The 25,491-nt window shown below is 37.7% G+C and carries 21 protein-coding genes and 1 CRISPR repeat array; all 21 genes read left to right on the top strand.

Features of this window, described 5'->3' with window-relative positions; all coding sequences use genetic code 11:
- Positions 1 to 332: 332 nt before the first annotated feature.
- Entirely contained in the window at positions 333 to 1,034 is a 702-nt protein-coding gene (cas6, locus tag QVP35_RS14600) for a CRISPR-associated endoribonuclease Cas6 (RefSeq protein WP_009290817.1), read from the top strand.
- An 11-nt stretch (positions 1,035 to 1,045) separates the two neighbouring features.
- Positions 1,046 to 2,770: a CRISPR-associated protein gene (locus QVP35_RS14595; protein ID WP_022261316.1), complete on the top strand. Its 1,725-nt coding sequence runs from the start codon at positions 1,046 to 1,048 to the stop codon at positions 2,768 to 2,770.
- Positions 2,771 to 3,712, top strand: coding sequence for a type I CRISPR-associated protein Cas7 (locus tag QVP35_RS14590; protein WP_009290819.1), 942 nt, complete (start codon positions 2,771 to 2,773; stop codon positions 3,710 to 3,712).
- Positions 3,713 to 3,715: 3 nt separating this feature from the next.
- Positions 3,716 to 4,474 (top strand): type I-B CRISPR-associated protein Cas5b, encoded by a 759-nt coding sequence (gene cas5b / locus QVP35_RS14585; protein WP_009290820.1) that lies wholly within the window; start codon positions 3,716 to 3,718, stop codon positions 4,472 to 4,474.
- Between the two features lie 76 nt (positions 4,475 to 4,550).
- Entirely contained in the window at positions 4,551 to 7,118 is a 2,568-nt protein-coding gene (locus QVP35_RS14580; RefSeq protein ID WP_009290821.1) for a CRISPR-associated helicase/endonuclease Cas3, read from the top strand.
- A 14-nt stretch (positions 7,119 to 7,132) separates the two neighbouring features.
- On the top strand, positions 7,133 to 7,630 hold the full coding sequence (gene cas4, locus QVP35_RS14575; protein WP_009290822.1) for a CRISPR-associated protein Cas4: 498 nt from the start codon (positions 7,133 to 7,135) through the stop codon (positions 7,628 to 7,630).
- Positions 7,631 to 7,641: 11 nt separating this feature from the next.
- Entirely contained in the window at positions 7,642 to 8,640 is a 999-nt protein-coding gene (gene cas1b, locus QVP35_RS14570) for a type I-B CRISPR-associated endonuclease Cas1b (protein ID WP_022261315.1), read from the top strand.
- Entirely contained in the window at positions 8,641 to 8,931 is a 291-nt protein-coding gene (gene cas2, locus QVP35_RS14565; RefSeq protein ID WP_006565550.1) for a CRISPR-associated endonuclease Cas2, read from the top strand. It begins immediately after the preceding gene.
- 448 nt (positions 8,932 to 9,379) lie between these two features.
- A CRISPR array of direct repeats spans positions 9,380 to 11,226; the repeat unit is 26 nt; unit sequence AATAAAAACATTAGATGTATTGAAAT.
- Between the two features lie 461 nt (positions 11,227 to 11,687).
- A complete protein-coding gene (gene cmr4 / locus QVP35_RS14560) occupies positions 11,688 to 12,587 on the top strand; it encodes a type III-B CRISPR module RAMP protein Cmr4 (RefSeq protein WP_022261314.1) in 900 nt (299 codons plus the stop codon).
- 1 nt (position 12,588) lies between these two features.
- Positions 12,589 to 13,668, top strand: coding sequence for a type III-B CRISPR module RAMP protein Cmr6 (gene cmr6, locus QVP35_RS14555; RefSeq protein WP_022261313.1), 1,080 nt, complete (start codon positions 12,589 to 12,591; stop codon positions 13,666 to 13,668).
- Positions 13,643 to 14,455 (top strand): type III-B CRISPR module RAMP protein Cmr1, encoded by an 813-nt coding sequence (gene cmr1, locus QVP35_RS14550; RefSeq protein WP_009290886.1) that lies wholly within the window; start codon positions 13,643 to 13,645, stop codon positions 14,453 to 14,455. Before cmr6 ends, cmr1 begins: the two co-directional genes overlap by 26 nt.
- A gap of 266 nt (positions 14,456 to 14,721) precedes the next feature.
- The gene (locus QVP35_RS14545) at positions 14,722 to 15,855 is read left to right on the top strand and encodes a Cas10/Cmr2 second palm domain-containing protein (RefSeq protein ID WP_225103697.1); all 1,134 of its coding nucleotides are present in this window, start codon (positions 14,722 to 14,724) and stop codon (positions 15,853 to 15,855) included.
- Positions 15,856 to 15,865: 10 nt separating this feature from the next.
- Complete coding sequence (gene cmr3, locus QVP35_RS14540; RefSeq protein WP_009290888.1) at positions 15,866 to 16,954, top strand: type III-B CRISPR module-associated protein Cmr3; 1,089 nt, start codon at positions 15,866 to 15,868, stop codon at positions 16,952 to 16,954.
- Positions 16,947 to 18,242, top strand: a complete 1,296-nt coding sequence (locus tag QVP35_RS14535) for a hypothetical protein (protein WP_022261311.1) — start codon at positions 16,947 to 16,949, stop codon at positions 18,240 to 18,242. The genes cmr3 and QVP35_RS14535 overlap by 8 nt, the downstream gene beginning before the upstream one ends.
- Before the next feature lie 19 nt (positions 18,243 to 18,261).
- Positions 18,262 to 19,134 carry a CRISPR-associated protein gene (locus QVP35_RS14530; RefSeq protein ID WP_009290891.1) on the top strand — a complete coding sequence of 291 codons (873 nt, stop codon included), beginning with the start codon at positions 18,262 to 18,264 and terminating at the stop codon, positions 19,132 to 19,134.
- The gene (gene cmr5 / locus QVP35_RS14525) at positions 19,100 to 19,528 is read left to right on the top strand and encodes a type III-B CRISPR module-associated protein Cmr5 (protein ID WP_009290892.1); all 429 of its coding nucleotides are present in this window, start codon (positions 19,100 to 19,102) and stop codon (positions 19,526 to 19,528) included. The genes QVP35_RS14530 and cmr5 overlap by 35 nt, the downstream gene beginning before the upstream one ends.
- A 64-nt stretch (positions 19,529 to 19,592) precedes the next feature.
- Positions 19,593 to 19,814, top strand: coding sequence for a hypothetical protein (locus QVP35_RS14520; RefSeq protein WP_009290893.1), 222 nt, complete (start codon positions 19,593 to 19,595; stop codon positions 19,812 to 19,814).
- Positions 19,795 to 20,106 carry a YbjQ family protein gene (locus QVP35_RS14515; RefSeq protein WP_009290894.1) on the top strand — a complete coding sequence of 104 codons (312 nt, stop codon included), beginning with the start codon at positions 19,795 to 19,797 and terminating at the stop codon, positions 20,104 to 20,106. Before QVP35_RS14520 ends, QVP35_RS14515 begins: the two co-directional genes overlap by 20 nt.
- A 214-nt stretch (positions 20,107 to 20,320) precedes the next feature.
- Positions 20,321 to 20,929 (top strand): epoxyqueuosine reductase QueH, encoded by a 609-nt coding sequence (locus QVP35_RS14510; protein WP_022261309.1) that lies wholly within the window; start codon positions 20,321 to 20,323, stop codon positions 20,927 to 20,929.
- Between the two features lie 182 nt (positions 20,930 to 21,111).
- Complete coding sequence (locus tag QVP35_RS14505; RefSeq protein ID WP_006565534.1) at positions 21,112 to 22,191, top strand: carbamoyl phosphate synthase small subunit; 1,080 nt, start codon at positions 21,112 to 21,114, stop codon at positions 22,189 to 22,191.
- Positions 22,184 to 25,384, top strand: a complete 3,201-nt coding sequence (gene carB, locus QVP35_RS14500) for a carbamoyl-phosphate synthase large subunit (RefSeq protein ID WP_009290896.1) — start codon at positions 22,184 to 22,186, stop codon at positions 25,382 to 25,384. Before QVP35_RS14505 ends, carB begins: the two co-directional genes overlap by 8 nt.
- Positions 25,385 to 25,491 lie beyond the last annotated feature (107 nt).

Genomic DNA, 25,491 nt, shown 5'->3' with positions numbered 1-25,491 from the left:
TTGAAATAGTTATAGAAATGGGACAGTTTATTTAGCCAAAGATGATAAACAAAAACAAGAGTTGTATTGAAATACACTTACCTCCTCTTTTGTCAAAGGACGTCCACAGATAAATAAAAATAAAATGAATAATAGATTGCTTATCTTAATTTGAATTGTTTGAAAGTACTATGAAATGTTGTATTATTTTGAAAAATATAGTAAAATAGAACAATAGAGTGGTTTGTGTATAAAAGCTACTAATGAATCATTCCCTCCAGGGCAATCGTTACGATAGGTACTATCAGCATGTATACGATACGAGGGTGCATACAAAAGAAAGGGGTGGGGCAGTGGATTTGAAAGTTTTTGAAATCCGGCTAAAAGTATATCTGTTAGAAGATATACCGGTAGAAGCAGTTCAAAAGAAGACAGCCGCACTAATTGACATTTGTCTGAGCAGAGACGAAGCACTTCTGAAATTTCATGAGACGAATCAATTTAAGAATTATTCTTTCGGAAATCCATATCCATTGGAAAAGGACAAAATTTATAAAAAGGATAAGGTGTATGTCATAACAATCCGCACCATTGATCCACAGCTTGCAAAAGTATTTTCCGAAAAATTAATTCATGAGCGATCCGATGAGATGCAGGCATTAACCTGCGAAATCAAAATTATCCCCAAAGAAAATAAAATTATTGATACGATTTATTCTATCTCTCCGGTGATTGTGAAAGCAGAACGCTACTGGAGGGGTGTTTTTTCTTTACAGGAATATGAGAAAAGACTGACTGTAAACCTTGTTAAAAAATATAATGCGTTCTGTGATACAAAGATCAATGAAGATTTTGAATTCATTCGTATGATCGAGGTCAAAAACAGAACGCCGATCACTGTATCCTATAAGAAAATAAAACTTTTAGGAGATAAAATCGCGTTAAAGGTAGCAGATAATGAATTGTCACAGGAATTAAGCTATATGACGCTGGGAACAGGACTGGGAGAAATCAATGCGCGGGGGGCTGGTTTTGTAAATTACAGGTGGATGTAGGAGGTGGCATTTTGCTTAGAGAGTGTACGGAAATATTCAGGGAACAATTACAGCAAAACAGAAATCTGCTGTTCGATTCTTACATACCGGCCAATGGAACCTATCTGATTGTAAAGAAAGGCGGAACCTTATGTGAGCCTGTGGAAATTGAGCTCGATAAAAAAAGCGGTCAGATAAACCGCACCAACCGTTATTTCACTCAAATCTGCCAGTATGACTATTACAGTAGGCTGATCGATATGAATAAACCGCAGGACAATAAAAAGATCATTCATTCCAATAATTATTTTTCATTTTTTGTAAAGAAAGAGAGTTTTCAAAATGGAAAACTGAACACGGAAGCTATTGACCGTTACTTCGATGCAGTCATTTATCCGGAGCTTAAATATAAGGGACAGACATTAAAGATTTATCAAATGCTGGAAGAAGAAATCGGATGTGTTCCAAAGGATATCGCAGAAAAGATCCGCATGTGGATAAAAGAGAATATCTTTCATCTGGATGTGGATCTATCCAAAAAAGATTATCTGAAATTATTTTTTGAAGCGCCGATGGAGCAGTATCAACGGGAAAATGACAGATATCTGGTGCCGAATATTTATAACAGCAATGATTATAATCTGGAGGTGGAAGGCGAAGTATACGGACTGCCGAATAACAATCTCGGAATGAATGCAAAAAAACCTTTTCTGTCCAGCCGAACGAAGAAAATTGAGGTGCCGTTTCTGCTGAACAAAGAAGAAGTTCTTCTTCAGAAACAGTTTTTTGATCATCTGATGAACTATGCCATGGCGGGTAAATCCAATGTATATATAGATACGGATGAAAGGACGATATGTGCGTTCAAAAACAATGAAATCATTGACCGTGACTTTAAGGGATATTATCTTCGGATTCAAAAAGGAAAAGAAGTAGAAATCCACAGCAGCGATATTGTTCCATGTTATCATCCTTCTGTGAAAAAACCATTCGTATATCGAAATGCCCTTTCCTATACTCCGAAAGAGCATAAAGAAGGAACGGAATATGGCGCTTATTATACGAAAGAGAAGATACAGAGTCTGCTGGACGCAGTTTTCTTTTCTAAATTTCTTAGGGGCAATTATTTTACTCAGCAGGATAAACTGGGAATGAACGATGGATATATCAAGCGGAATCTTATCATTTCCAGGGAAGCTGTTTTTGACTGGCTGTACAAAGATGAAGAGGTGCAGGCAGCAAAAGTTCTGGGAAACGTATCTTTAGATTTAGTATTGGGAGCATTGAAAGAAGGTTACATTTTTAAGGCCATGGACTGCTTTAATTTGCGCCACTCACTGTTGGAATATTTTTCGGATAAAGGAGAAGATACGATGGAGAATAAAATAAATCAGATAGTGACCGATCTAAAGGCAAAACTGGATGCGAAGGAAACACCGGAGATACAGTCAGCTGATGAATATTTCTTTGCAGTCGGACAGCTGGTGCAGTATTATATTTCATTAAATAAAGGAAAAAAGAAGACACATGCATTGGCAAATCCGTTTATAAATGCAAAAACAGATGCAGTCTTAAAAAAGAAACTGGTACAATTTTTTTTGAAATATAATTATGATATTGGAGTATCAAGCAGACGTTTTAATAACCTTTACTGCATGATAACAGAATATGAGCTGAAAGGGGATATTGAGAAGGACTTGATGATCGCAGGGTATTTACACAGCAGTTTGATTTATGTACCAAAGGAGGATAAGTAAATGGATAAAAGAGTATATGGGGTTTTGGGGATTTCTTCAATTATGGCCAACTGGAATGCGGATTTTACCGGGTATCCCAAAACTACGCAGGACGGAACAACCTTTGGCAGTGATAAGGCACTGAAATATCCAATGAAAAAAATGTGGGAGAATGAAGGAAAAAAGGTTCTTTATATCAAATCTATGAAATTTTCCGAGGGGAAAAAGGGCGAAGTGACATTGGTTCCAAATTCCCTGAAAGAGCGTTACGAACATTTATATGATATAGAAGATCTGAAAAAATGTAATGACACGAAGGAAGTAATCGAAAATTTGTTTCAGGCAGTAGATGTAAAAAACTTTGGGGCCACATTTGCTGAAGAAAAAAATAATATATCTATTACCGGGGCCGTCCAGTTTGGGCAGGGATTCAATAAATATGAGGGGACAAGCCCGGAGGAACAGCAGATCTTGTCTCCGTTCAGGGACGGATCAAAAGATGATAAGAAGGAAGAAGCGAAAAACTCTACACTCGGAACAAAAATCGTCAGCAATGAGGCTCATTATTTCTATCCGTTTGTGGTGAACCCTCTGGCATATAAAGAGTTTGTACAGCTGGGTGTGACTGACGGGTACACAGAAGAAGACTATGAGAATTTCAAACGCACAGCGTTAGTTTCAGCAACTGCTTTTGCCACCAACGCAAAAGAAGGCTGCGAAAATGAGTTTGCTCTGTTTGTGGAGACAGAGCAGGATTTATATTTACCAAATCTTTCTGAATACATCACCTTCACAAAGGGTGAAGACAAAAATGTGATTGCATTTAAAGATACAGAATTTTTAGATGCACTTGCTGACAAAATCAAGAGTGTGGAAATTTACTATAATCCATATACAACCAAATTAGAATGTGAAATCAAGGGAGCAAAATACTATAATATTATTACACAAAAAGAGGTGTAGCCAATGGAAGTATGCAAGGTTACTCTGAAAGGAAGGACTGCTTTTTTCAAAAAGCCGGATGTGAACAGTTATTACTATTTTACTTATGGCCAGATTCATAAAGTTGTTCTTCTCGGAATCTTTGGAGCCATACTTGGCTATTCAGGCTATGAATCCATAAAAACAGAAAAGCGGAAAAAGGATTCTGCGGAAGGACCAGGTTTCCCGGAGTTTTATGAACGTCTCAAAGACTGCAGATTTTCCATTGTGCCAAAGAATGAGAAAGGCTGGATTCCGAAAAAAATCCAATATTTTAATAATTCCGTCGGGTATGCTTCCAGAGAGCAGGGCGGCAATCTGATCATAAAAGAGCAATGGCTGGAATCACCGGAGTGGGATATTTTTATTCTTCTGGATGGTGAGGAGAGCCGTAAACTTTCTGAAACTTTGATGGATAGGCGCTGTGTTTATTCTCCTTATCTTGGGAAGAATGATCATCCTGCGGATCTTTTGAATCCTGAGATCATGGAGGCAGAGGAAATTCCGCCGGAAAACAGACAGCTGGATTGTCTGCTGCCAAAAGGGAAAGTCACATTTGCATATTTGGATGAAGACGACGATGAGGAAGAAGACTTCTATAAGTATGAGGAAGGACTGCCGTATGCGTTGGACCCTTACACAAATCTTTATGTCACAGAGCCGTTTGTCTATACGAACCAATATGTAAAAGAGTGTGAACTGCCCTTATACCGGGCAGGGAAAAATATCATTGTATTTTATTAAAATGCCGTCGGAGAGAATTCTGCCTATATGCAGGATTCTTTCCGGCGGATTTTTACATTATAGGGGGGGAACAGATATGTATTTTGATAAAGCCGTTGTAAAAATAGAGGATCTGATCAAACAACCGGAGCGGTATTTTGCTCACAAGCCAAAGAAAGATGACAGGAAAAAAGAAACATTAAAAGAGCATACCAATCTGGCAGAAGCTTATTTTCTGAGAATTTTTGAGGAAAAGAAACTGGGGCACTGCATGGAAGTTTTTGAAGAAAAATATTTTGATCATCTCACCTGGGAAGCGAAGAATCTTTTTCGGAGTATGATCTTTGGAATTGTGACCTTTCACGATTTTGGAAAAGTAAATCCTTATTTTCAGAAGGAAAAGATGGGTCATGAAATGCCGGAGGCTAAAAAGATTTTTTCAAATAGCCATCATTCTTTGATTTCGGCTGTTCTTTATTTTGAATATTTTATGGAAAAAGTATGGGCACTTGACAAAAGTGATCAGAAGCAGCTGAAAGAGTTCCTGTTCCTGAATTCTTATCTGATAGCAAAACACCACAGCGATTTAGACACATTTGAAAAATATCTTAAAAGTTTTGAAGATGAAGATATCTATCATTTGATTGAAATGCTGGAAGATCAAGACCATCTTAATTTTTATAAAAAGCCGTTTCAGTGTTCGCTTAAAAGAGAAAGACTTGGGAAAGCCGCAGGAAATTTAAAAAAAGCAGCGCGCGATCGAAAAAGCCGGACCAGGCAGATTCTTTTTTACGCGTATGAACGGCTGGCTTATTCTCTGCTGGTCGCCAGTGACCATTATGCTGCATCAGAATATATGAGTGGAGTGCAGATCAGACATTTTGGCGGAATGGAGCATATGGATGAGTTCTGCAGACAATATTATGGGACAGAACTTTATCACGGAATCCGTAAATACGAGCAGGAAAAGTATTTGAAAGAAAAGGATCTGCGGAAAGAAGAGAATATGAATATAATGCGGACGGAGCTTTTTTTGGATGCTGAGCAGGAATTAAAAAAACATATGGATCAGAACGTTTTTTTCGTTGAAGCGCCGACCGGAAGCGGGAAGTCGAATTTGGCTGTCAACTTAAGCTTTCAGCTTATGAAACAGAACTCTGGTATCGGAAAGATATTTTATGTGTATCCATTTAATACTTTGATTGAACAAAATCTTGAGTCCATGGAAAAAATATTTGGGGGATCAAAGGTTATGGAGGACATCGCAGTGGTAAACTCCATGAAGCCGATTCCAATGGACCGGGCCAAACGAAAAACCGATGAGCTTCAATATTATCAGGAAGCACTGCTGAACCGCCAGTTTTTAAATTATCCGATGATCTTGACGACTCATGTCAGTCTGTTTGACACGATATTTGGAAGAAGAAAAGAAAGTACCTTTGGATTTCATCAGCTGGCAAACAGCGTTCTTGTATTAGATGAAATCCAAAGTTACCGAAACAGTATCTGGACAGAGATTATTTTGTTTTTAAAAGAATTCGCCTCATTTCTTAATATGAAAATTATTATAATGTCCGCCACACTGCCCAACCTGGATGTGTTATCTCCGGAACTTGAAAATGCCGTGCCTCTGATCAGAAACAGAGAAAAATTCTATTCCCATCCGGTTTTTAAAAACAGAGTACGTGCAGATTACAGTCTTATGAAAAAAGAGTTTACCATGGAAGATCTGCTGGACCATGTTTTAGAGCAGCAGAAGCTTAAGAAAAAGATACTGGTAGAATTCATAAAAAAAGAATCTGCGTATACATTTTTTCAAATGCTTCAGGAGGATGGACGGCTGGAACTTCCGGCGGAACTGCTTACAGGAGATCAGAGTATTCTGGAGAGAAAGCAGGTGCTGAAAAAGATTGATACTGCAGGACAGCAGGGCATGATTTTGGTGTCAACCCAGATGATCGAGGCCGGCGTGGATATTGACATGGACATCGGATATAAAAACTGGTCCAAGCTGGACAGTGAGGAACAGTTTATGGGAAGGATCAACAGGTCCTGTAAGAAGAAAGACGCAGTTGTCTATTTCTTTGAAATGGATGATCCGCGGCACATTTACCGGGATGGAGATGCCAGAATTGATAATCTGGAATACACACTGGCTAATGAAGAAATGAGAACGATACTTTCAGAGAAGGAGTTTCAGAAATATTACAAGTCTGTATTAGAGGTATTGAAGCAGACATTTATGGAGACTTCGGGAGATCATGGAATCGCAGCTTTTTTTGCGAAACAGCTCGGTTTGTTAAATCATCCAGAAATTGAAAAAAGAATGCAGCTGATTCAGGATGATATGTGGAGCATGTCGGTCTACCTTTGCCGAAAAGTAGAGGAGGAAGATGGAACCGTGGTTGACGGAAAGGAGATCTGGGACAAGTACAAAAAACTTTTGATGGATCAGGAAATGGACTATTCCGAGAAAAAATATAAACTTTCAGAAGTCAGAAGTAAGATGAATTACTTTACTTATACCATCCAGAGAACAGACCTAATGTATAGTGACAAAATCGGAGAGCTATATATGATCGAGGATGGAGAGAAGTATTTCCAGAATGGAAGGCTCAATAAAATGCTGCTGGAAGGAAGAGACGGCACACCGGATTTTTTGTAGGATGGAGGAATCATATGGAGATCAATGGTACGTTAATCAATTATTATTTTCACTGTAAACGGCAGTGCTATTTGTTTGGAAGCCGAATGAACCTTGAGGATAACAGCGAGGAGGTTAAGATCGGAAAGGCGATTCATGAGCAGAAAGCAGAGCAGGGAAAAAATACAGAACTAGCGATTGAAAACATTAAATTGGACCGTTTGACGAAGGAATATCTGACAGAGATCAAAAAGTCTGATGCGGACCCGGAAGCGGCAAGGTGGCAGATTTTATATTATCTAAAAGTGCTGAAAAGAAACGGGATTACCAGAAAAGGAAAACTTGAATTTGTAGAGAAAAACAAAAAAGACAAGAAGGTTGAAGTGGTAGAACTGACGCCGGAATTGGAAGAAAAATTGAAGCTGTATGAGGAACAAATCCGATCATTGCTGGAAAGTGACCAAGTTCCTGAAGTATTAGGAAAGCCAAAGTGTAAAAAATGTGCGTACTATGAGTACTGTTATATCGAGTAGGAGGAGAAGGTATGGGAAGTACAAAATATATTACATCGATGGGAGAATTGACACGAAAAGATAATTCCTTATGTTTCAGAAAAGACGGAAAGAATATTTACATACCCATTGAAAATACAAAAGAAATCTACTGCCTTAATGAGGTATCAATGAATTCAAAACTATTAGATTTTTTATCACAGAATCATGTGGTTGTACATTTTTTTAACTACTATGAGGGATACAGCGGTACATTTTATCCGAAGCCCCAATATATGAGCGGCAGGCTCTTAATGAAACAGGCAGAGGCTCATCAGACAAAGCGGATAGTAATCGCAAGGGCCATTGTATGCGGAATCGGAGAAAATATCAGGGAGGTTTTATATCATTATTATAAGCACGACAATGATGAAGTGAAGACAACCATCGATTGGCTTGGAGGTGAATTCATCAGACAGGTAAATGAAGCATCAGATATTAAACAGCTGATGTCGGCGGAAGGAGAAGCCTGGCAGAGATTTTATCAGGATTTTAAAACTTTTCTTCCGGAGGACTTTGTTATGAACAAAAGAGTTAAACGTCCGCCGGATAATCCTATCAATGCTTTGATTTCCTTTGGAAATACTCTTTTGTATACGAAGACAATCTCAGCTATTTACCGAACACATCTGGATCAGAGAATCAGCTTCCTGCATGAGCCGTCAGAAGGAAGGTTTTCGCTTAGCCTTGATATGTGTGAAGTGTTCAAACCTGTGATTGTATATCGGACGATTTTTGACCTGGTGAATCGAAAGCAGCTGAAAGTAGAGAAGCATTTTGATAAGAGAGTAAACTACTGTCTCTTAAATGAAGATGGAAGAAAAATATTTATTGAAGCCTTTGAAAAGCGAATGGAAACTGCATTCCAGCATCCAAAATTAAAACGAAAGGTAACGTATCGAACTGCCTTAAAATTGGACTGTTATAAGCTTATTAAGTTTATATTAGAGGATAAAGAATTCCATCCGTTCTGCCTGAAGGAGAAGATGTAGATGAAAAAGAAGATGAATTATAATTATGCTTTCGTCTTTTATGACGTAAATGAAAAGCGTGTTCAAAAGGTATTTAAAATCTGCAAAAAGTATCTGACCCATTTTCAAAAATCTGTGTTTCGGGGAGAAATGTCCCCTTCTAAGTTGATTAGGCTCAGGAATGATCTTAAAAAAGTATTGGATGAAGATGAGGACTTTGTCTGCATTATCAAGCTGATGAATGATAATGTGTTTGGGGAAGAGATTTTGGGGAATCCGGAAGATAATGTGGGGGAAAGTTTAATACTGTGACATTTTTAACATGATTTCCGTTCGGCTCTTAGAATGCTTCACTCCAATCATGTGGAAAATGGACGTAATGTCTGTTGGAGAAGGGCCTCTGTCAAAAAAGGTGCCACTTTTCGAAAGTTATTTACCACTATTGGAGGAGCGCATTTCAAAAGCGCGAAGGAAATAGTGGTGAATAACTCATAATATATGGGTAGAACATTGGATCGTCCTGCTGAAGATACTGTAAATTAAGTCTTGAGATTGAGTCTAATTTCACAAAAAGGAAGGCGTTTTCCCAACCTTGTTTTTATTAGAAATGGAAGAAAGCTCGGTTTTATGCGGGTTAGGAGAAGTTATGGAAGGAAATTGAAATTATAGAGCGGAGGTTGGGAAAATATCTAAAAAACGTTGAAAAATAAGGGTTTATAGAGTATCATGAAAAATAGAAATGGCTTAAAAGCGTTGGATAAATAAAAACATTAGATGTATTGAAATTGATAGCTGCGGACCTGTTAGTTATCCCAGTAAAAGCGATAAATAAAAACATTAGATGTATTGAAATTCCGCATCCTCCACCACTCTATATGTCCCAGAAGCGATAAATAAAAACATTAGATGTATTGAAATTTTCCACGGATAAAGGTTGCTTCGATATTCGATAGGATAAATAAAAACATTAGATGTATTGAAATCTCACCGACCGATCGGGAACGAAAAATTTAAAAATTAGATGTATTGAAATTTGTGAAGCCGAATAGAACAGGCACACTGTGCTACGATAAATAAAAACATTAGATGTATTGAAATATCCTTTTTGCCAGATCTTCCAGCTGGCTTACATCGATAAATAAAAACATTAGATGTATTGAAATACAATCTTTGTCTTTTTATACTGTTCTGTTTTTCCGATAAATAAAAACATTAGATGTATTGAAATTTGTGAAGCCGAATAGAACAGGCACACTGTGCTACGATAAATAAAAACATTAGATGTATTGAAATAAGGTAAATGCATAGGACTCTTCACCTAATTTTCCGCTACGATAAATAAAAACATTAGATGTATTGAAATTCTCAATTCTTCCTTCCCTCGGATCTGTCCATCTGGATAAATAAAAACATTAGATGTATTGAAATAAGGTAAATGCATAGGACTCTTCACCTAATTTTCCAGATAAATAAAAACATTAGATGTATTGAAATACAATCTTTGTCTTTTTATACTGTTCTGTTTTTCCGATAAATAAAAACATTAGATGTATTGAAATACAATCTTTGTCTTTTTATACTGTTCTGTTTTTCCGATAAATAAAAACATTAGATGTATTGAAATACAATCTTTGTCTTTTTATACTGTTCTGTTTTTCCGATAAATAAAAACATTAGATGTATTGAAATACAATCTTTGTCTTTTTATACTGTTCTGTTTTTCCGATAAATAAAAACATTAGATGTATTGAAATACAATCTTTGTCTTTTTATACTGTTCTGTTTTTCCGATAAATAAAAACATTAGATGTATTGAAATACAATCTTTGTCTTTTTATACTGTTCTGTTTTTCCGATAAATAAAAACATTAGATGTATTGAAATACAATCTTTGTCTTTTTATACTGTTCTGTTTTTCCGATAAATAAAAACATTAGATGTATTGAAATACAATCTTTGTCTTTTTATACTGTTCTGTTTTTCCGATAAATAAAAACATTAGATGTATTGAAATTTTCGTACTCACGTTTCCCATCGTTCACGCACTTTGATAAATAAAAACATTAGATGTATTGAAATATTCCTTCCCATCCTTTGTATATTTCAGGGAGAATGGATTAATAAAAACATTAGATGTATTGAAATTAGCCTCTGCGCCCTGAGACGCTCTTTTGGAACCGGGAAAAGATAAATAAAAACATTAGATGTATTGAAATGCAAAAAAAATAGGGTGCAAGATTGACGGGAAAAGATAAATAAAAACATTAGATGTATTGAAATTTTCGTACTCACGTTTCCCATCGTTCACGCACTTTGATAAATAAAAACATTAGATGTATTGAAATTGCTTGTATAGATACCCCTTACGGGTTCCGTGCATGGATTAATAAAAACATTAGATGTATTGAAATATTCCTTCCCATCCTTTGTATATTTCAGGGAGAAATGATTAATAAAAACATTAGATGTATTGAAATTCGAGCCAGGGAACGCATTTGGCAGCACAACGAAAGATTAATAAAAACATTAGATGTATTGAAATTCTGCAGTTGCATAAGGATCATCTTTTGCCACATAGATAAACAAAAACATTAGACATACTGAAGTTCTTTTCTATTACATAAATTTTCTACAATTTTATCTTTAAAATATAGGTGAAGAATTTTTTTGGAATTTGTTGAGAAAACAGGATGATTGTAGTAAAATAGTAGATAGAATGGTTAAGGATTTGGGGATTCAGATATAAATATGATGAATAAGAATGTCGTACAGAGATATGGGGACCAATCCGCTTCAAAATGGGATAAGAAAAACAATAGTAAATTCATTAGAATAGCTGACGATAGCTGTTCTTACAAGTGTGCTTTGCATAGATATAATTAGACGGAAGTTGTAAATATACAATTTCTGTCTTTTTTTGTGAATAAGGGGGTTGAGGGGAAGTTCAACAAAATGGGGTATAGTATTTATAACTTGATTTTTAGTAATGTAGAAATGAATTTGCATGAAAAATGTAAATATTAAACAAAAAGGAGAAACAGCTATTACAACAACGCTGAGTATTGATTATGAGATTTCTAGTATTTTATCGAAATGAAACACCTTTACATATGGGAACAGGAACTGAATTAGGGGTTGTTGACCTTCCGATACAAAGAGAAAAGCACACTGGATTTCCTAAGGGAGAGGCATCGAGTATCAAAGGGACTTTTAGAAGTATCAGTGAACATAAAGACTATTTTGGTAAAGAGAGTGATAGTGAATCGGATCAGGGAGAACCAGGAAAGATCTGCTTTACAGACGCCAGGATTCTATTTCTACCTGTAAAAAGTAGTGGAAAAGAGTTATTTGTATGGGTGACCTGTCCATTTGTTTTAAATAGGTTTCTAAATGAGATTGATGGATCTAAAAGGTTTGAGAACCTAACAATAAAGTTCAGAGAATGGGAAGAAACACTTGATGATAATAAAATAATTATGATAGGTAAAAATGAAAATCCAGGAGACAAAAAAATACTGGAAGATTTTGAATTTCAAGTTCAGGAAAATAAGGAATTAAAATTTCCTTCGGATTTTATCGTTTCAGAGAAAGATAAGTATCTAAGAAATAAAATACAAAATGATATTTACATGGTCAGCAATGATATGTTTTCCTATTTTTGTGAATTCAGTACAGAGGTGATTACCCGAATTAAAATTGGAGATAACGGAGTCGTACAGGATGGCGGACTGTTTACAGAAGAATTTTTGCCGGAACAGACTGTACTATATAATTTTGTAGAAGATATGCAGAACTGTGATAAAAATTCTTTTGCTAAGACAATATTGGAGGAACAGGGGGAAGAAATAAAGGAAGCAGAATCAAACATATTCCCTAGAGTCGAGGGAATGATTCAACTTGGCGGAGATACGACAATAGGAAAGGGAATTACTTCTTTCGTGGCGATTAAGACAGAGGAGGGTAAGTAAGTTGAAAACAGAAAAGGAATGTTTGACTTATATAATGGACTGCATGAAAGAATTTAGTAGTTCGGATATGAATCTCCTCAAAAAAATACCATCCTATGTCCATAAATTTGGACTGGATTATACGATGGAGTTTCTGTTTACAAAGAGGTCAGAAAATGATTCTGAGAGACATATTTTCCAGTTCATATACTATTATTTGTTTGGTGAAGGGGGAATGAAAAAAGATCAATGCAAATTTCCTTCTGATAACGAAAGTTATGCTGAGTGTGTAAGAGATACAATGAAATTATGTAAAACTGCAATCTTGATCTCTGTTCATCCTGAAAGCAATAATGCCAATAAAAAATGTAATGACCAACTAAAAGGGAAAGAATACATGACTAGAATTGAGCATACAGAGCAAGAGCTGTTGGATATTCAAAATCCATATCTACATTATTATTTTACCAGTTCCAAAAAAGATTTGATTGTCAGAACTCCTAATATACCTAAAGAGTATATTCATCATAAAAAAAATAAAATACAGTCAATATATTCAAAAGAGAAATGGCATACTTTAAACTTTTCTTTGCAAAGATTTGGAGAAAGCAGAATGCTGATTGGGGCAGGTCAAACAATCAAGAAAGACTTATATTTTCATATGAATTTTTTATATGGTATCCCTGAGCTGCCAGCGACAGCAATCAAAGGAGTCTTTCGTTCCTTTTGTGAACAAGATGGGCACATATCTGAAGCAAAAATCAAAAATTGGTTTGGCGATGAAGACAATGAAGGACAAATTATATTTTTAACGGCTACCCCGGAACAATACACAATCAAAAAGGATATCATTTCTAATCAGTATGGTAATTATTATCAGCAATCACAAACTGGGGAAAAAATGAATTTTCCAACACTAAAAAACCCAAATTTGGTAAATTTCTATGCAGTAGAAATTAAAGATATAACGATACAAATGATAATTGGAAAAGGCAATAGGGATAAAGATGATATAGAAAAAGCATTTCTTGAGTGTATTCAAGTATGTAATTTTGGGGCAAAAGGGGCGGTTGGTTATGGCTATCTTGAAAAAAAGAATTAAGTTAGAATTAATAACGGCTATGGGGACACATGGTGCTAATAATAAGGAATTAGAATTTCGTATTACAGAGTTAAAGTCTGCCATGAGATTTTGGTGGAGAGCTGTACAGTGCTTTGATTCCGCAGAAGAGTTGTATCGTAAAGAATCAGCGTTGTTTGGAAGTTTAGGTAGAAAGGCTCCGGTCAGCATACGTCAATATAAATTTGATAGACTAAAAACAGAACCTGTTAAATTAGGGAAAGGGGGATCTGGAAATTTTTTTAAGGTTGGAGAAACGATTGAAATTGAATTGCTTTCCTATGACTCTAAGAAATTAGATGAATACTTGCAAATTTTAAAACTGACCTCTTATCTTGGAGGAATCGGACAAAGAAGCCGGAAGGGGTATGGAGCATTTAAAATTGTTGAAATTGATGGCGATATTGTACCAATAGAAACAGATATAATAAGTGTACTGATTCAATTAATTTCTGATATAACGGATAAAAAATATATAAAGTACTCATATGAAAAGAAAAATATTGCTCTTAATAGGAAGAATACTCAATATTTATGCTTGAAGAAGATCAACGTTGGAAGAGTAAGAGGAAGGGATAAATTTTTTGATGATTTAAAGAGATGTATTTGCAAGAGGACCAGAACAAAAGAGTACTTATTAAATGTATCTTGTTATTGTGGTGGAAATTCAAAAGTCATACCTGTTGTCAGTGAATTTTGGGTAGATCAATATAATGATTTTGTTGAAAATTATTGTCAAACATACATTAAGCATTTAATAGAGGGGTAATTATGGGAGAAAAGTTACTGTTGGTATCAGTCAGCGGTGTTCAAGAATACATTAGTCGTGCCAAAAAGACTGCAGATCTTTACGGAAGCAGTCAGAGAGTCATTAAGCAGATTTTATGGATTAAAAAAAGAATTCAAAGAGAGTTTGAATCCTGCGAATTATTGCTGGGTGAGGGTGTTGTCGGAGATCCTCCGAATTTTTTTATTGCTAAATTTCAGACAGATAAAACTTCTGAAGAAGTAGAAAAACAGATTTTGGATGTATTGATGAAAGAAGGAAAGAGATGTTCTGAAGATCTGCCATGTTTTATTACCGTATGTTCTATGAAAGAGAATTATCAGGAGACATATAAATTTTTGTACCGAAAATTTCAAGCGTATAAAAATAATAGGCTGAACGCATTTTTGCCGAAACAAGAATCTGAAGAAAAAGTGACATCCCATATTTGTAGTATTTGTGGAATTCGGTTAGCTGACGCTCTAGTTGATGAAGAGTATTTGTGCAACGAATGCCGTAACAAAAGAAAAGAAGGAAAACGCATTGCATTTCCATCAACAGAGAACTTTGGTTCTCTATATTACGCACTAGTACGAATTGATATTGATGATATGGGGATGTACATCTCAGGGGAAAAAGGATGGGAGAGGGATGAGGAATTACATAATTATCAGAAAAAAATAAGTCGGGCAGCAAATGAATTTTTCATAAAAGAGAAAGAATTCATTAACCAAAAGGTGAAAAGAGTAACAGAGAACGAGAACGCTGTGATCTATGCCGGGGGAGATGATATGCTCTTTTTTTGTCCTGTTTTTTGTATAAAGGATATTACAAAGAAGCTGGAGTCAGACTGGACTGAAATGTGTGATTCAGGAATGACATTTTCTCAAAGTATTATAGTTGCGCACTGCAAGGAGCCGCTTCGATATGTTCTGAAAAAGTCCAGAGAGAGCATGGAACAAGTAAAACAACATTATAGAAAAGACGGAAAAGGGGGATGCTGTTTCTCTGTTTTATATAGAGGCAGTGGTTCAAGAATGATTTTTGTAAAAGGGGATAGAATGCAGGATCATTTTTACAGCCTGATTTCCGCGTTATGCAGGCATCAGTTTTCAAGAAGTGTTATTTTTCAAATGGAAGAGGAATTCACGGGCTGGGGAGAAAACTTTGGTGTGGATGAATATACAGATTTAAGATTGATTATGAATAATGAGACAAAAAGGATTGTGGGAAGGAAGAGCGAGGGAAGGAGTTCTGAGGAAAAACAAGAATTAACTGATTTGTTAATTGATTTAAGAAATGATGTTACAAAAGAAGCCAAAGATGGATTTTACATAGACTTTAATGCTTATTTTGATCTGATGCATATAGCAGAGAAATTAGCATCTTTCAGTGAAAAATAGGAGGAATGGGATGGGGATTATTACATTAAAAATAGAACCGTGGGATACAGTTATGTTTCGGGATGGGACTTTATTGGATAAAAAAACTTCTAATTATGTGGAAAGCAGATTTTTTCCATATCCCTCTGTTTTTTATGGTGCAATATGTACGAGTTTGATGGAAAATGGGTATTTGAATGAGGTACATAAAACTCTTATAGAAAGAAATACGACAATACTGGAAGATGTTTTAAAAGAGAATTTAAAAATCAGACAGATATATTTAGAGATGGAGAATGAAATTTATCTTCCTGCTCCGAGAGATCTTATGGTAAATGAGGAGGGTGACATTCGGGATAGTGATTTTCAAAAGGGATTGCTTTATACGAATCCACAGCTTCAAGAAAAAGTTAAACCAGCTTCGGGAAAATATATCAGTTTATATGAATTTATGACTTGCTATGATATATCTGAAAAAGAAGAAATTTATTTAAAGAATCAACAAGAGTTTGCAGGTGAATATCAAAAGACAGGAATAGAATTGGAACATAATAAGAAGATAGCAAAAAAAGAACATCTATATTTTACAACAATGAGAGATTATACATATAAGAATACTTGCTTTCTTATCGAGGCAGAGATACATGATGAAATATCAAAGGGATTTAGAGCGAATATTTTATTAGGGGGAGAGGCCAGGATGGCCAGGCTGGAACTATTTTTGGGGTCATTGGACGAGTATCATAAAGATGTTAGAGAATATAACAAAAAGAAAAGCAGCAGTGAAAACCTAAAATTGATCTTTACCACACCGTTTATTATGAAGAATGAAAAAAGTCTGGAGAGTGTATTAAAAGAAAAAGGAATTTCGGTCTTGTCAAAGATTATAGGAAAACCAGAGACAGCCGGAGGATGGGATATGGCAAAGAATAAGCCCAAAGAATTGAAAAAAGTCATCCCAGAAGGAAGTTTATATCTGTTAAAAAGCAGTTATTTTAAATCTAACACGAATGAACAAAATAAAAATTTATTATCGGAGATACTGTCGGATGTAATTGTTCAAAAGCATCGAGGATTTGGCAGTTTTATACTGGGAAATGAGGAGGCTGTCTATGACTGATTTAGAAAATAGATGGAGACAAGCTCAGGAAAAATGCGATGTATATGTCATGTGTTCTACACTAAATCAAATTGTAAATTATCTGCCGTTAGAAAATTTAAAAAATCGGGAAAATAAATCTTTAGAAATTATAAATTTGACTTATGAAGACGGGGAAAATAAACGATTTTTAAATAAGATGTGGGACGAAAATTTTTCTACAGTTTATAACGACAGATATGAGGGAATGCCATGGATTGACTCTGATGATATAAAATTACCTAGAAGATTTAAGTGTGAAAATTATATTAGAGAAATTGACAAGTGTATTGATGACAGAAAAAATAAAAACTTTATTTGGAATGTCACGGGAGGACAGAGAAATATATTATTTACCACAATGAAATATATAGAGGATAATGCCGATACAAGTTCAAACCATACAGTCATGTACTTGGAGGGCAATACACAAAAGATTACTGTTGGCTATTATGATAGAAATGAGTGGAAATTTGGAGCTGTAAACAATAGTTATAGAAGCGATACGATAGATTTACACAACCTGTTTCGTCTGGCAGGATACGAATCGAAGATCAGTAATGCTGTATCTATTAATAAAGACAAAAATGAAGAAGATTTTTTAGATCTGCTGAAGGCTTATTCTAATTTTTATTCCAAACTATATCAAGTAAATGAAGAAGTACGGAAAAAGTTAATCGAGTCAAATAAGTGGAATAAGAAAGAAAATAATGCAAATGAGTTTTTTAAATTGCTTGACGGTATAAAACATAAGGGAGAAGTAACTGATGATGATTTTAAGATAATAAAAAAGTCGTTAAAGAATAGAACAAATTATCTTTTTGGATATTTTCTGGAATATATGGCGGCAGCAGTGATTTGGAATGCAGTAAAAGAAATGTCAAAGCAAGATGCAGATTTTTTTCAGAGTTTATCTCATAGTGTAAAAGTACGCAAACATGATTGGAGGGAGGAAGAAAAATTTTGTGAATTGGATCTTGTTTTATTGCTGAGATCGGGACAAACAGTTGTCTTTGAATGTAAATCTGGGTTTATGTCAGCAGAAAACGCAAAGTCACGGGAGTATACAGCTTATGCGTTAGGCGGTGTATATGGAAAACCTATATTGATAACACCACTGAGCAAACGTGAAGCAGTAGAAGGTGTAAAGTCTGATGGATATGAAAATATAACAAAGGCATATTCATCTGCACGCCGTGCCGGATTGGAAGTTTTTCATTTGGATACTCTTAAAGAGGATTTAAAGGATTTGTTCAAAGATGCACTGTGAGAAAAAGGGGGCGAATATTATGAGCATGAAAAACAGAGCAAATGCAGTTTGGTGTATAGCAAATACGCCAGTTTGTGCAGGGTCAGGCGAAGGAGATTTTAGAGCGGACTGCAATATCCAAAGAAGTGATGATTTCCCTAAAATAGATGCAGGGACGTTCAAAGGAAGTCTGCTCTATAAAATGGACGGTAAGCTAAAAAAAATAATTCAAAATCAATCACCGGATCAGGCAAAACTTTCCTTTTCAGATTTAAGGCTGCTGTTTTTTTCCGTTCAATCGTCACATGGGATTTACAGGCTTTTAACAAGTGTAAACTGTTTAGAACAATTCTTTTTAGAAATTTCATGGAACGAATATGAATGTGATAATGTTTACCAAGAATTGAAGGGACTGAAAAGGCGGGTTGTAGATGGTGTGATATGTCAGTGGTCTCATCACGATGATACAGAATGGATTGGAGGATATAAATTACAGGCAGTTAACTATAAAGATAATGTGATAAAGGATCTTTTAAGAAAGCTTGGACTTTCCCAAACAGTGATTAAACATATTGGAATCGTATCTGATAAAGATTTTAGATATTTTACTAGATATCATACAGAGATTATTACTCGCAACAGACTCGAAAACCAGGCACTGTTTACAGAAGAATATTTGCCGGAAGGAAGTATTTTGTATGGATTTATTTGTGAATTCAAGGATCTTGTCAGACCAGTAAAAGCACCTGTGCTTCCTCAAATTTCTAGATGGATTGAAACGAATGAAAAAGAAGGTAAAGAATATCAGATTGGAAGAAATCTTAATACTGGAAAAGGAAGTGTGACAATCAGTGAAATGAAAAGGGAGGAAGTAAAGAATGGAAAATCACTTTGTAGATTTAAATCGTCGTAGGGCATTGGCTTCCTATCATGCAATTAACGACCTCATAGAATATATTGAAGAATCAAAAGATCTTGGAGATCCAAAAGTACAGGAAAGTATAAAAAGCAAAAGAGAGCAGTTAAGAACCATCTGCAGAAAACTTCCAGTTCTTATGAGGGATAATGGATTTATCAATACTTTTGCTTTTTTTAAAGGAAAAGGGACGTCTTCAATAGAACAGAAAATATTTGAGCAATCAATGAAATGGATTTCATTTGTCTTTTCAATTCCAAAAGAGGCGGACAATGCATTTACCTACATAATCAATGAAGCTAGTCAAAAAGAATATATGATGATAACCAGGGAGATAATTAAATATTTTGTTTGGTTAAAGAGACATGCTGAAATGGAAATTTCTAATTGACTTTTCACAAACTTTATTATATTATTGTATTATATCATTAATACAAAAAGGAGGCGCATCATATATGCAAAAGAAGCTGATTGCCCCAATCATCGTGACGGTTTTCACAATCGCATTTCTATTAGGATACTTCGGAATGATTTTTGTTCTCATTCCATTATCTGTCGGTCTCCGTCTGCTGATCGGTCTGATCCCGCTTTGCCTGGCAGGTGTCTCCGTCTATGTACTCGTTGAACGCATTAAGGAAGTAAGGAGTGGTGAGGAAGATGATCTTAGTAACTACTGAAACAATACCGGGAAAAGAATTTGAAGCCTTAGGAATGGTCAAAGGCAATACCATCCAGACCAAAAATGTAGGGAGAGACATTACTCAGGGATTTAAGCATCTGGTTGGCGGCGAACTGAAAGCCTACACGGAGATGATGAATGAGGCTCGTGCTCTCGCCACAAAACGTATGGTAGAAGAGGCTGAAGCGTTAGGAGCAGATGCAGTTGTATGTGTCCGCTATGCATCAGCAGAAGTCATGTCTGGTGCTGCCGAGATCATGGCCTACGGCACAGCAGTTAAATTTAAATAAAAAATGGCATTGCCGGCTCTGGAGTTATTCCAGAAGGCAATGCTATTTTTATTTCATAGGAAAGTTCTACGACCTTCCCTATGAAATAAAAACGCTCCGCTGGTTGTGCACAGATGCGTAAGGAAAATATGAATCTTTCCCTCTTTGTCCAATTTCCAACTTTGATAAATTGAATTCCTGCTGTTTTCGTGTATAATAATACACAGGAGTGAAAATGATGAAGGAAAATTATCAAAAAAAGTTAGACAATATTATAGAAGGGCTTGAGGGCGGGAGGCCTTCTCTTTTGCTGCACAGCTGCTGTGCCCCCTGCAGCAGTTATGTTTTGGAATATCTCTCAAAGTATTTTCAAATCACAGTGTATTATTATAACCCTAACATCGACTCCAAAGAAGAATACGAAAAAAGAGCTGAGGAGCAGAAGCGCCTGATCTCAGAGATGGAATTTCCGGAAAAGGTATCTTTTATAAAGGAAGAGTTTCGGCCGGAAGAGTTCTATCAGGCAGTCAGAGGATATGAACAAGAGCCGGAGGGCGGGAACAGATGTCTTCGGTGCTATCGGCTGAGACTGACTGAGGCGGCGAAAAAGGCAGGCGAATTGGGGAGTGACTATTTTACCACGACACTTACCATCAGTCCGCTGAAAAATGCCCAATGGCTCAATGAAATTGGACAGGAATTAGAAAAAGAGTATCAGGTAAAGTTTCTGCCGTCCGATTTTAAAAAGAAAAACGGTTATAAACGCTCTGTGGAATTATCACAAAAGTTTGATTTGTATAGGCAAAGTTTTTGCGGATGTGTTTTTTCGAAAAACGAAAAATAATTGTCAAAAACCCTTGCAAAAGGTTTTTATTTGTGATAGAATTTTTACAATTTGTAGAGAGATATATCTAAAATAATACCACATATTGCATTGAACTGCGTCTGCGCATCAATGCTTGGATTCGTGATTTTTATTTTTGGATATATTTTTTTTATGCACATTTTTAAGGAGGAAACAGATTCATGGACGCATTTTTGATTTTGGAAGATGGGCAAGTGTTTAAAGGAAAAAGTTTCGGCGCCAGGAAAGAAGTTATCTGCGAAGTTGTATTCAATACATCGATGACAGGCTACCTGGAGGTGCTTACGGACCCGTCCTATCAGGGACAGGGTGTCGTCATGACATATCCGCTGATTGGGAACTACGGCGTATGTCTTGAGGATGCAGAATCCGTAAAGCCATGGCATTCAGCTTTTATTGTAAGAGAGTTATCAAGAACCGCAAGTAATTTCAGAAGTGAGCAGGATTTGGAAAGTTATCTGATCGCCAACGATATTCCAGGAATCCAGGGAGTGGATACGAGAGCGATCACGAAGATATTGAGAGAAGAAGGCTGTATGGGAGGCATGATCACAACTAATCCGGACTATGATCTGGATGAGATCCTTCCAAAATTAAAAGGGTATCAGGTAAAAGATGCAGTCAAGACCGTATCAAGAACAGAAAAAGAACATTTTCCGGGAGACGGACTGAAAGTTGCCCTGTTAGATCTGGGCACAAAGAGCAACATTGCAAATTCTCTCAACAAAAGAGGCTGTGATGTGACCGTTTATCCGGCGTTTACAACGGCAGAGGAAATCCTTGGGGATCAGCCGGACGGGATCATGTTATCCAACGGGCCTGGAGATCCGAAAGAATGTGTGTCCATTATAAAAGAAATAAAAAAATTATATGACAGTGATGTGCCGATCTTCGCAATCTGTTTGGGGCATCAGCTGATGGCGCTGGCAAACGGAGCGGATACGAGGAAGATGCGCTTCGGGCACCGGGGCGGAAATCATCCGGTAAAAGATCTGGCTACCGGCCGTGTCTACATTTCTTCTCAGAACCATGGATATGTGATCAAAAAAGAGAGCGTACCAAAGAATCTGGCAGAAATCTCATTTATCAATGTCAATGACAAGAGTATTGAAGGACTGCGGTATAAGGGGAAAAATGTCCGTACCGTGCAGTTCCATCCGGAGGCCAGTCCGGGACCGGTAGATACCGCTTACTTGTTTGATGAATTTATTGAAATGATGAAAGGAGCAAAAAATGCCTAGGATTGAAAGTATTAAGAAAGTATTAGTCATCGGGTCCGGACCGATCGTCATCGGACAGGCAGCAGAGTTTGACTATGCAGGAACCCAGGCCTGCCGCGCCCTTCAGGAAGAGGGAATCGAAGTTGTCTTGGTGAACTCTAATCCGGCTACCATCATGACCGATAAGGATATCGCAGATAAAGTTTACATTGAACCGCTGACTGCGGAAGTTGTAGAAAAAATCGTAGAAAAGGAAAAACCGGACAGTATTCTCCCGACATTGGGAGGACAGGCTGCACTGAATCTGGCGATGGAGCTGGAGGAAAACGGCTTCCTTGAAAAAAGCGGAGTGCGCCTGATCGGTACCTCCTCCACTACGATCAGAAAGGCTGAGGACCGCCAGGAATTTAAAGATACGATGGAAAAGATCGGTGAGCCTATCGCGGCAGGAAAAGTTGTCACAGACATTCCTGCGGGTGCTGAGTTTGCCGAGGAGATTGGGTATCCGGTCGTCTGCCGTCCGGCCTATACGTTAGGGGGAAGCGGCGGAGGAATCGCCCATGACAGAGAAGAATTAGAAGTGATCCTGGAAAATGGTCTCAGGCTGAGCCGTGTCGGAGAAGTTCTGGTAGAGCGTTACATCGGCGGATGGAAAGAAGTCGAATATGAAGTGATGCGCGATGCCAACGGAACCTGCATCACCGTATGTAATATGGAAAACATTGACCCGGTCGGCGTTCATACCGGAGACAGCATCGTAGTAGCTCCTTCCCAGACATTAGGGGACAAAGAATACCAGATGCTTCGTACTTCTGCATTAAACATTATCACAGAACTGAAAGTAAACGGCGGATGCAACGTACAGTTTGCTCTGAATCCGGACAGTTTTGAATATTGTGTCATCGAGGTAAACCCTCGTGTCAGCCGTTCTTCTGCACTGGCATCCAAGGCTACAGGATATCCGATCGCAAAGGTGACGGCAAAGATCGCCATCGGATATAATCTGGATGAGATTCCAAATGCCATCACAGGAAAGACTTATGCAAGTTTTGAGCCGATGCTGGATTACTGTGTGGTAAAAATGCCGCGTCTTCCGTTTGACAAGTTTATTCATGCAAAGAGGACACTGACCACTCAGATGAAAGCAACCGGGGAAGTCATGAGCATCTGCAATAATTTTGAAGGTGCACTGATGAAGGCCATCCGTTCCCTGGAACAGAACGTGGACAGCCTGATCTTCGGTAATTATGGGGAAATGCCAGACGAAGAACTGACAAAGGAATTAGAGAAGATCGACGACTTGAGAATCTATGTGATCGCAGAGGCGATCCGCAGAGGATTTGACTACGACACGATTTTCAACATCACGAAGATCGACCGCTGGTTCTTGGACAAGATTGCTGTTTTGGTAGAGATGGAAAAGAAACTGAAAGAAGCAGGAGAATTGGAGAAAGAACTGCTGGCAGAGGCTAAGCGCTTAGAATTCCCTGATTCTGTGATCGGAAAGCTGACAGGAAAAACTGCAAAAGAGATCAAGGAACTGAGAAACCAATTCGGTATTCATGCGGCTTATAAGATGGTCGATACATGTGCAGCAGAATTTGAGGCGAGTACTCCTTACTATTACTCCGTCTTCGGAAGTGAAAATGAAGTAGAAGAACTGAGTAAGAAGAAAAAGGTCATGGTACTGGGCTCCGGACCGATCCGGATCGGACAGGGAATCGAGTTTGATTACTGCTCTGTGCACAGCGTATGGGCATTAAGAGACGCAGGGTATGAGACCATCATCGTCAATAACAACCCGGAGACGGTTTCCACAGACTTTGACGTGGCGGATAAGCTCTATTTTGAACCTTTGACTGCTGAGGATGTGGAGAGCATCGTGGATCTGGAAAAACCGGACGGAGCCGTGGTACAGTTCGGAGGACAGACTGCGATTAAACTGACGCAGGCTCTGATGGAGATGGGAGTTCCGATCCTCGGAACAAGCGCAGAAAATGTAGACGCGGCGGAAGACAGAGAACTGTTCGATGAGATTCTGGAAGAGTGCTGTATTCCAAGACCGAAAGGAACGACCGTATTTACATGTGAGGAGGCGCTTTCCGCAGCACATGAACTGGGGTATCCGGTTCTGGTAAGGCCGTCTTATGTTCTCGGCGGACAGGGAATGCAGATTGCTGTTTCCGATGAAGATATTGTATCCTTTATTGAGATCATTAACCGCCAGACCCAGGAGCATCCGATCCTGATCGACAAATATCTGGTCGGAAGAGAAGTGGAAGTGGATGCCGTATGTGACGGGGAAGAAATTATTATCCCTGGTATCATGGAGCACATCGAGCGCGCCGGAATCCACTCCGGTGACAGTATTTCTGTTTACCCGTCCATTAACCTGAGCGAAAAGGTGAAAAGGGTAATCGCAGAGTATACAAGGAAACTGGCAAAATCACTGAACGTTATTGGACTCATCAATATCCAGTTTATTGTCTGTGACGAGGAGGTTTATGTCATCGAGGTAAATCCTCGTTCCAGCCGTACCGTTCCTTATATCAGCAAGGTAACCGGAATTCCGATCGTAGATCTGGCGGCCAAAGTGATCGCCGGAGCCAAGATCAGGAATCTGGAATATAAGCCGGGACTCCAGGAAGAGTCTGAATATTATGCAATCAAGAAACCGGTGTTCTCTTTTGAAAAACTGAGGGGCGCAGAAGTCAGCTTAGGGCCGGAAATGAAATCCACCGGAGAGTGTCTGGGAGTTTCCAAAAACTACAATGAGGCATTGTACAAGGCATTTCTCGGAGCGGGCATTAACCTTCCGAAGTACAAGAAGATGATTCTCACGGTGAAGGATTCAGATAAAATCGATGCGGTGGATATCGGAAGAAGATTCGTGGATCTCGGATATGAAATTTTCTCCACGAGGAGCACGTGCAGAGTGCTGAATGAAAACGGCGTGCCTGCCCATTCGATCAACAAGCTGGAAGAAGAATCTCCGAACTTGCTTGATTTGATTTTAGATGATAAAATAGATTTGATCATTGACACACCTTCTCAGGGAGTAGGGCGCAGCAGGGACGGATTCCTGATCCGCAGGTATGCGATTGAAACCGGTGTGACTTGTCTGACCAGCCTGGATACGGCAGACGCACTGCTCACCAGCCTGGAATCAGGAAGCAGAGACAATTTATCAGTTGTGGACATTGCACAAATTTAAACGTACAACGGGGTACCTTTAAGTCTATTAAAGGTGCCCCTTTTTTCTTTCATCGGAAAGTTCTATTTCAGGAGGGCGGTGTTCCCTCTGCTCTGATTGACAATAAA

Origin of the sequence: Anaerostipes sp. CAG:276 (genome assembly GCF_000432215.1) — a bacterium.
GTDB lineage: Bacteria > Bacillota > Clostridia > Lachnospirales > Lachnospiraceae > Anaerostipes > Anaerostipes caccae.
The sequence above is the reverse complement of the archived record's forward strand: the minus strand, read 5'-3'. Positions and strand labels throughout refer to the sequence as shown.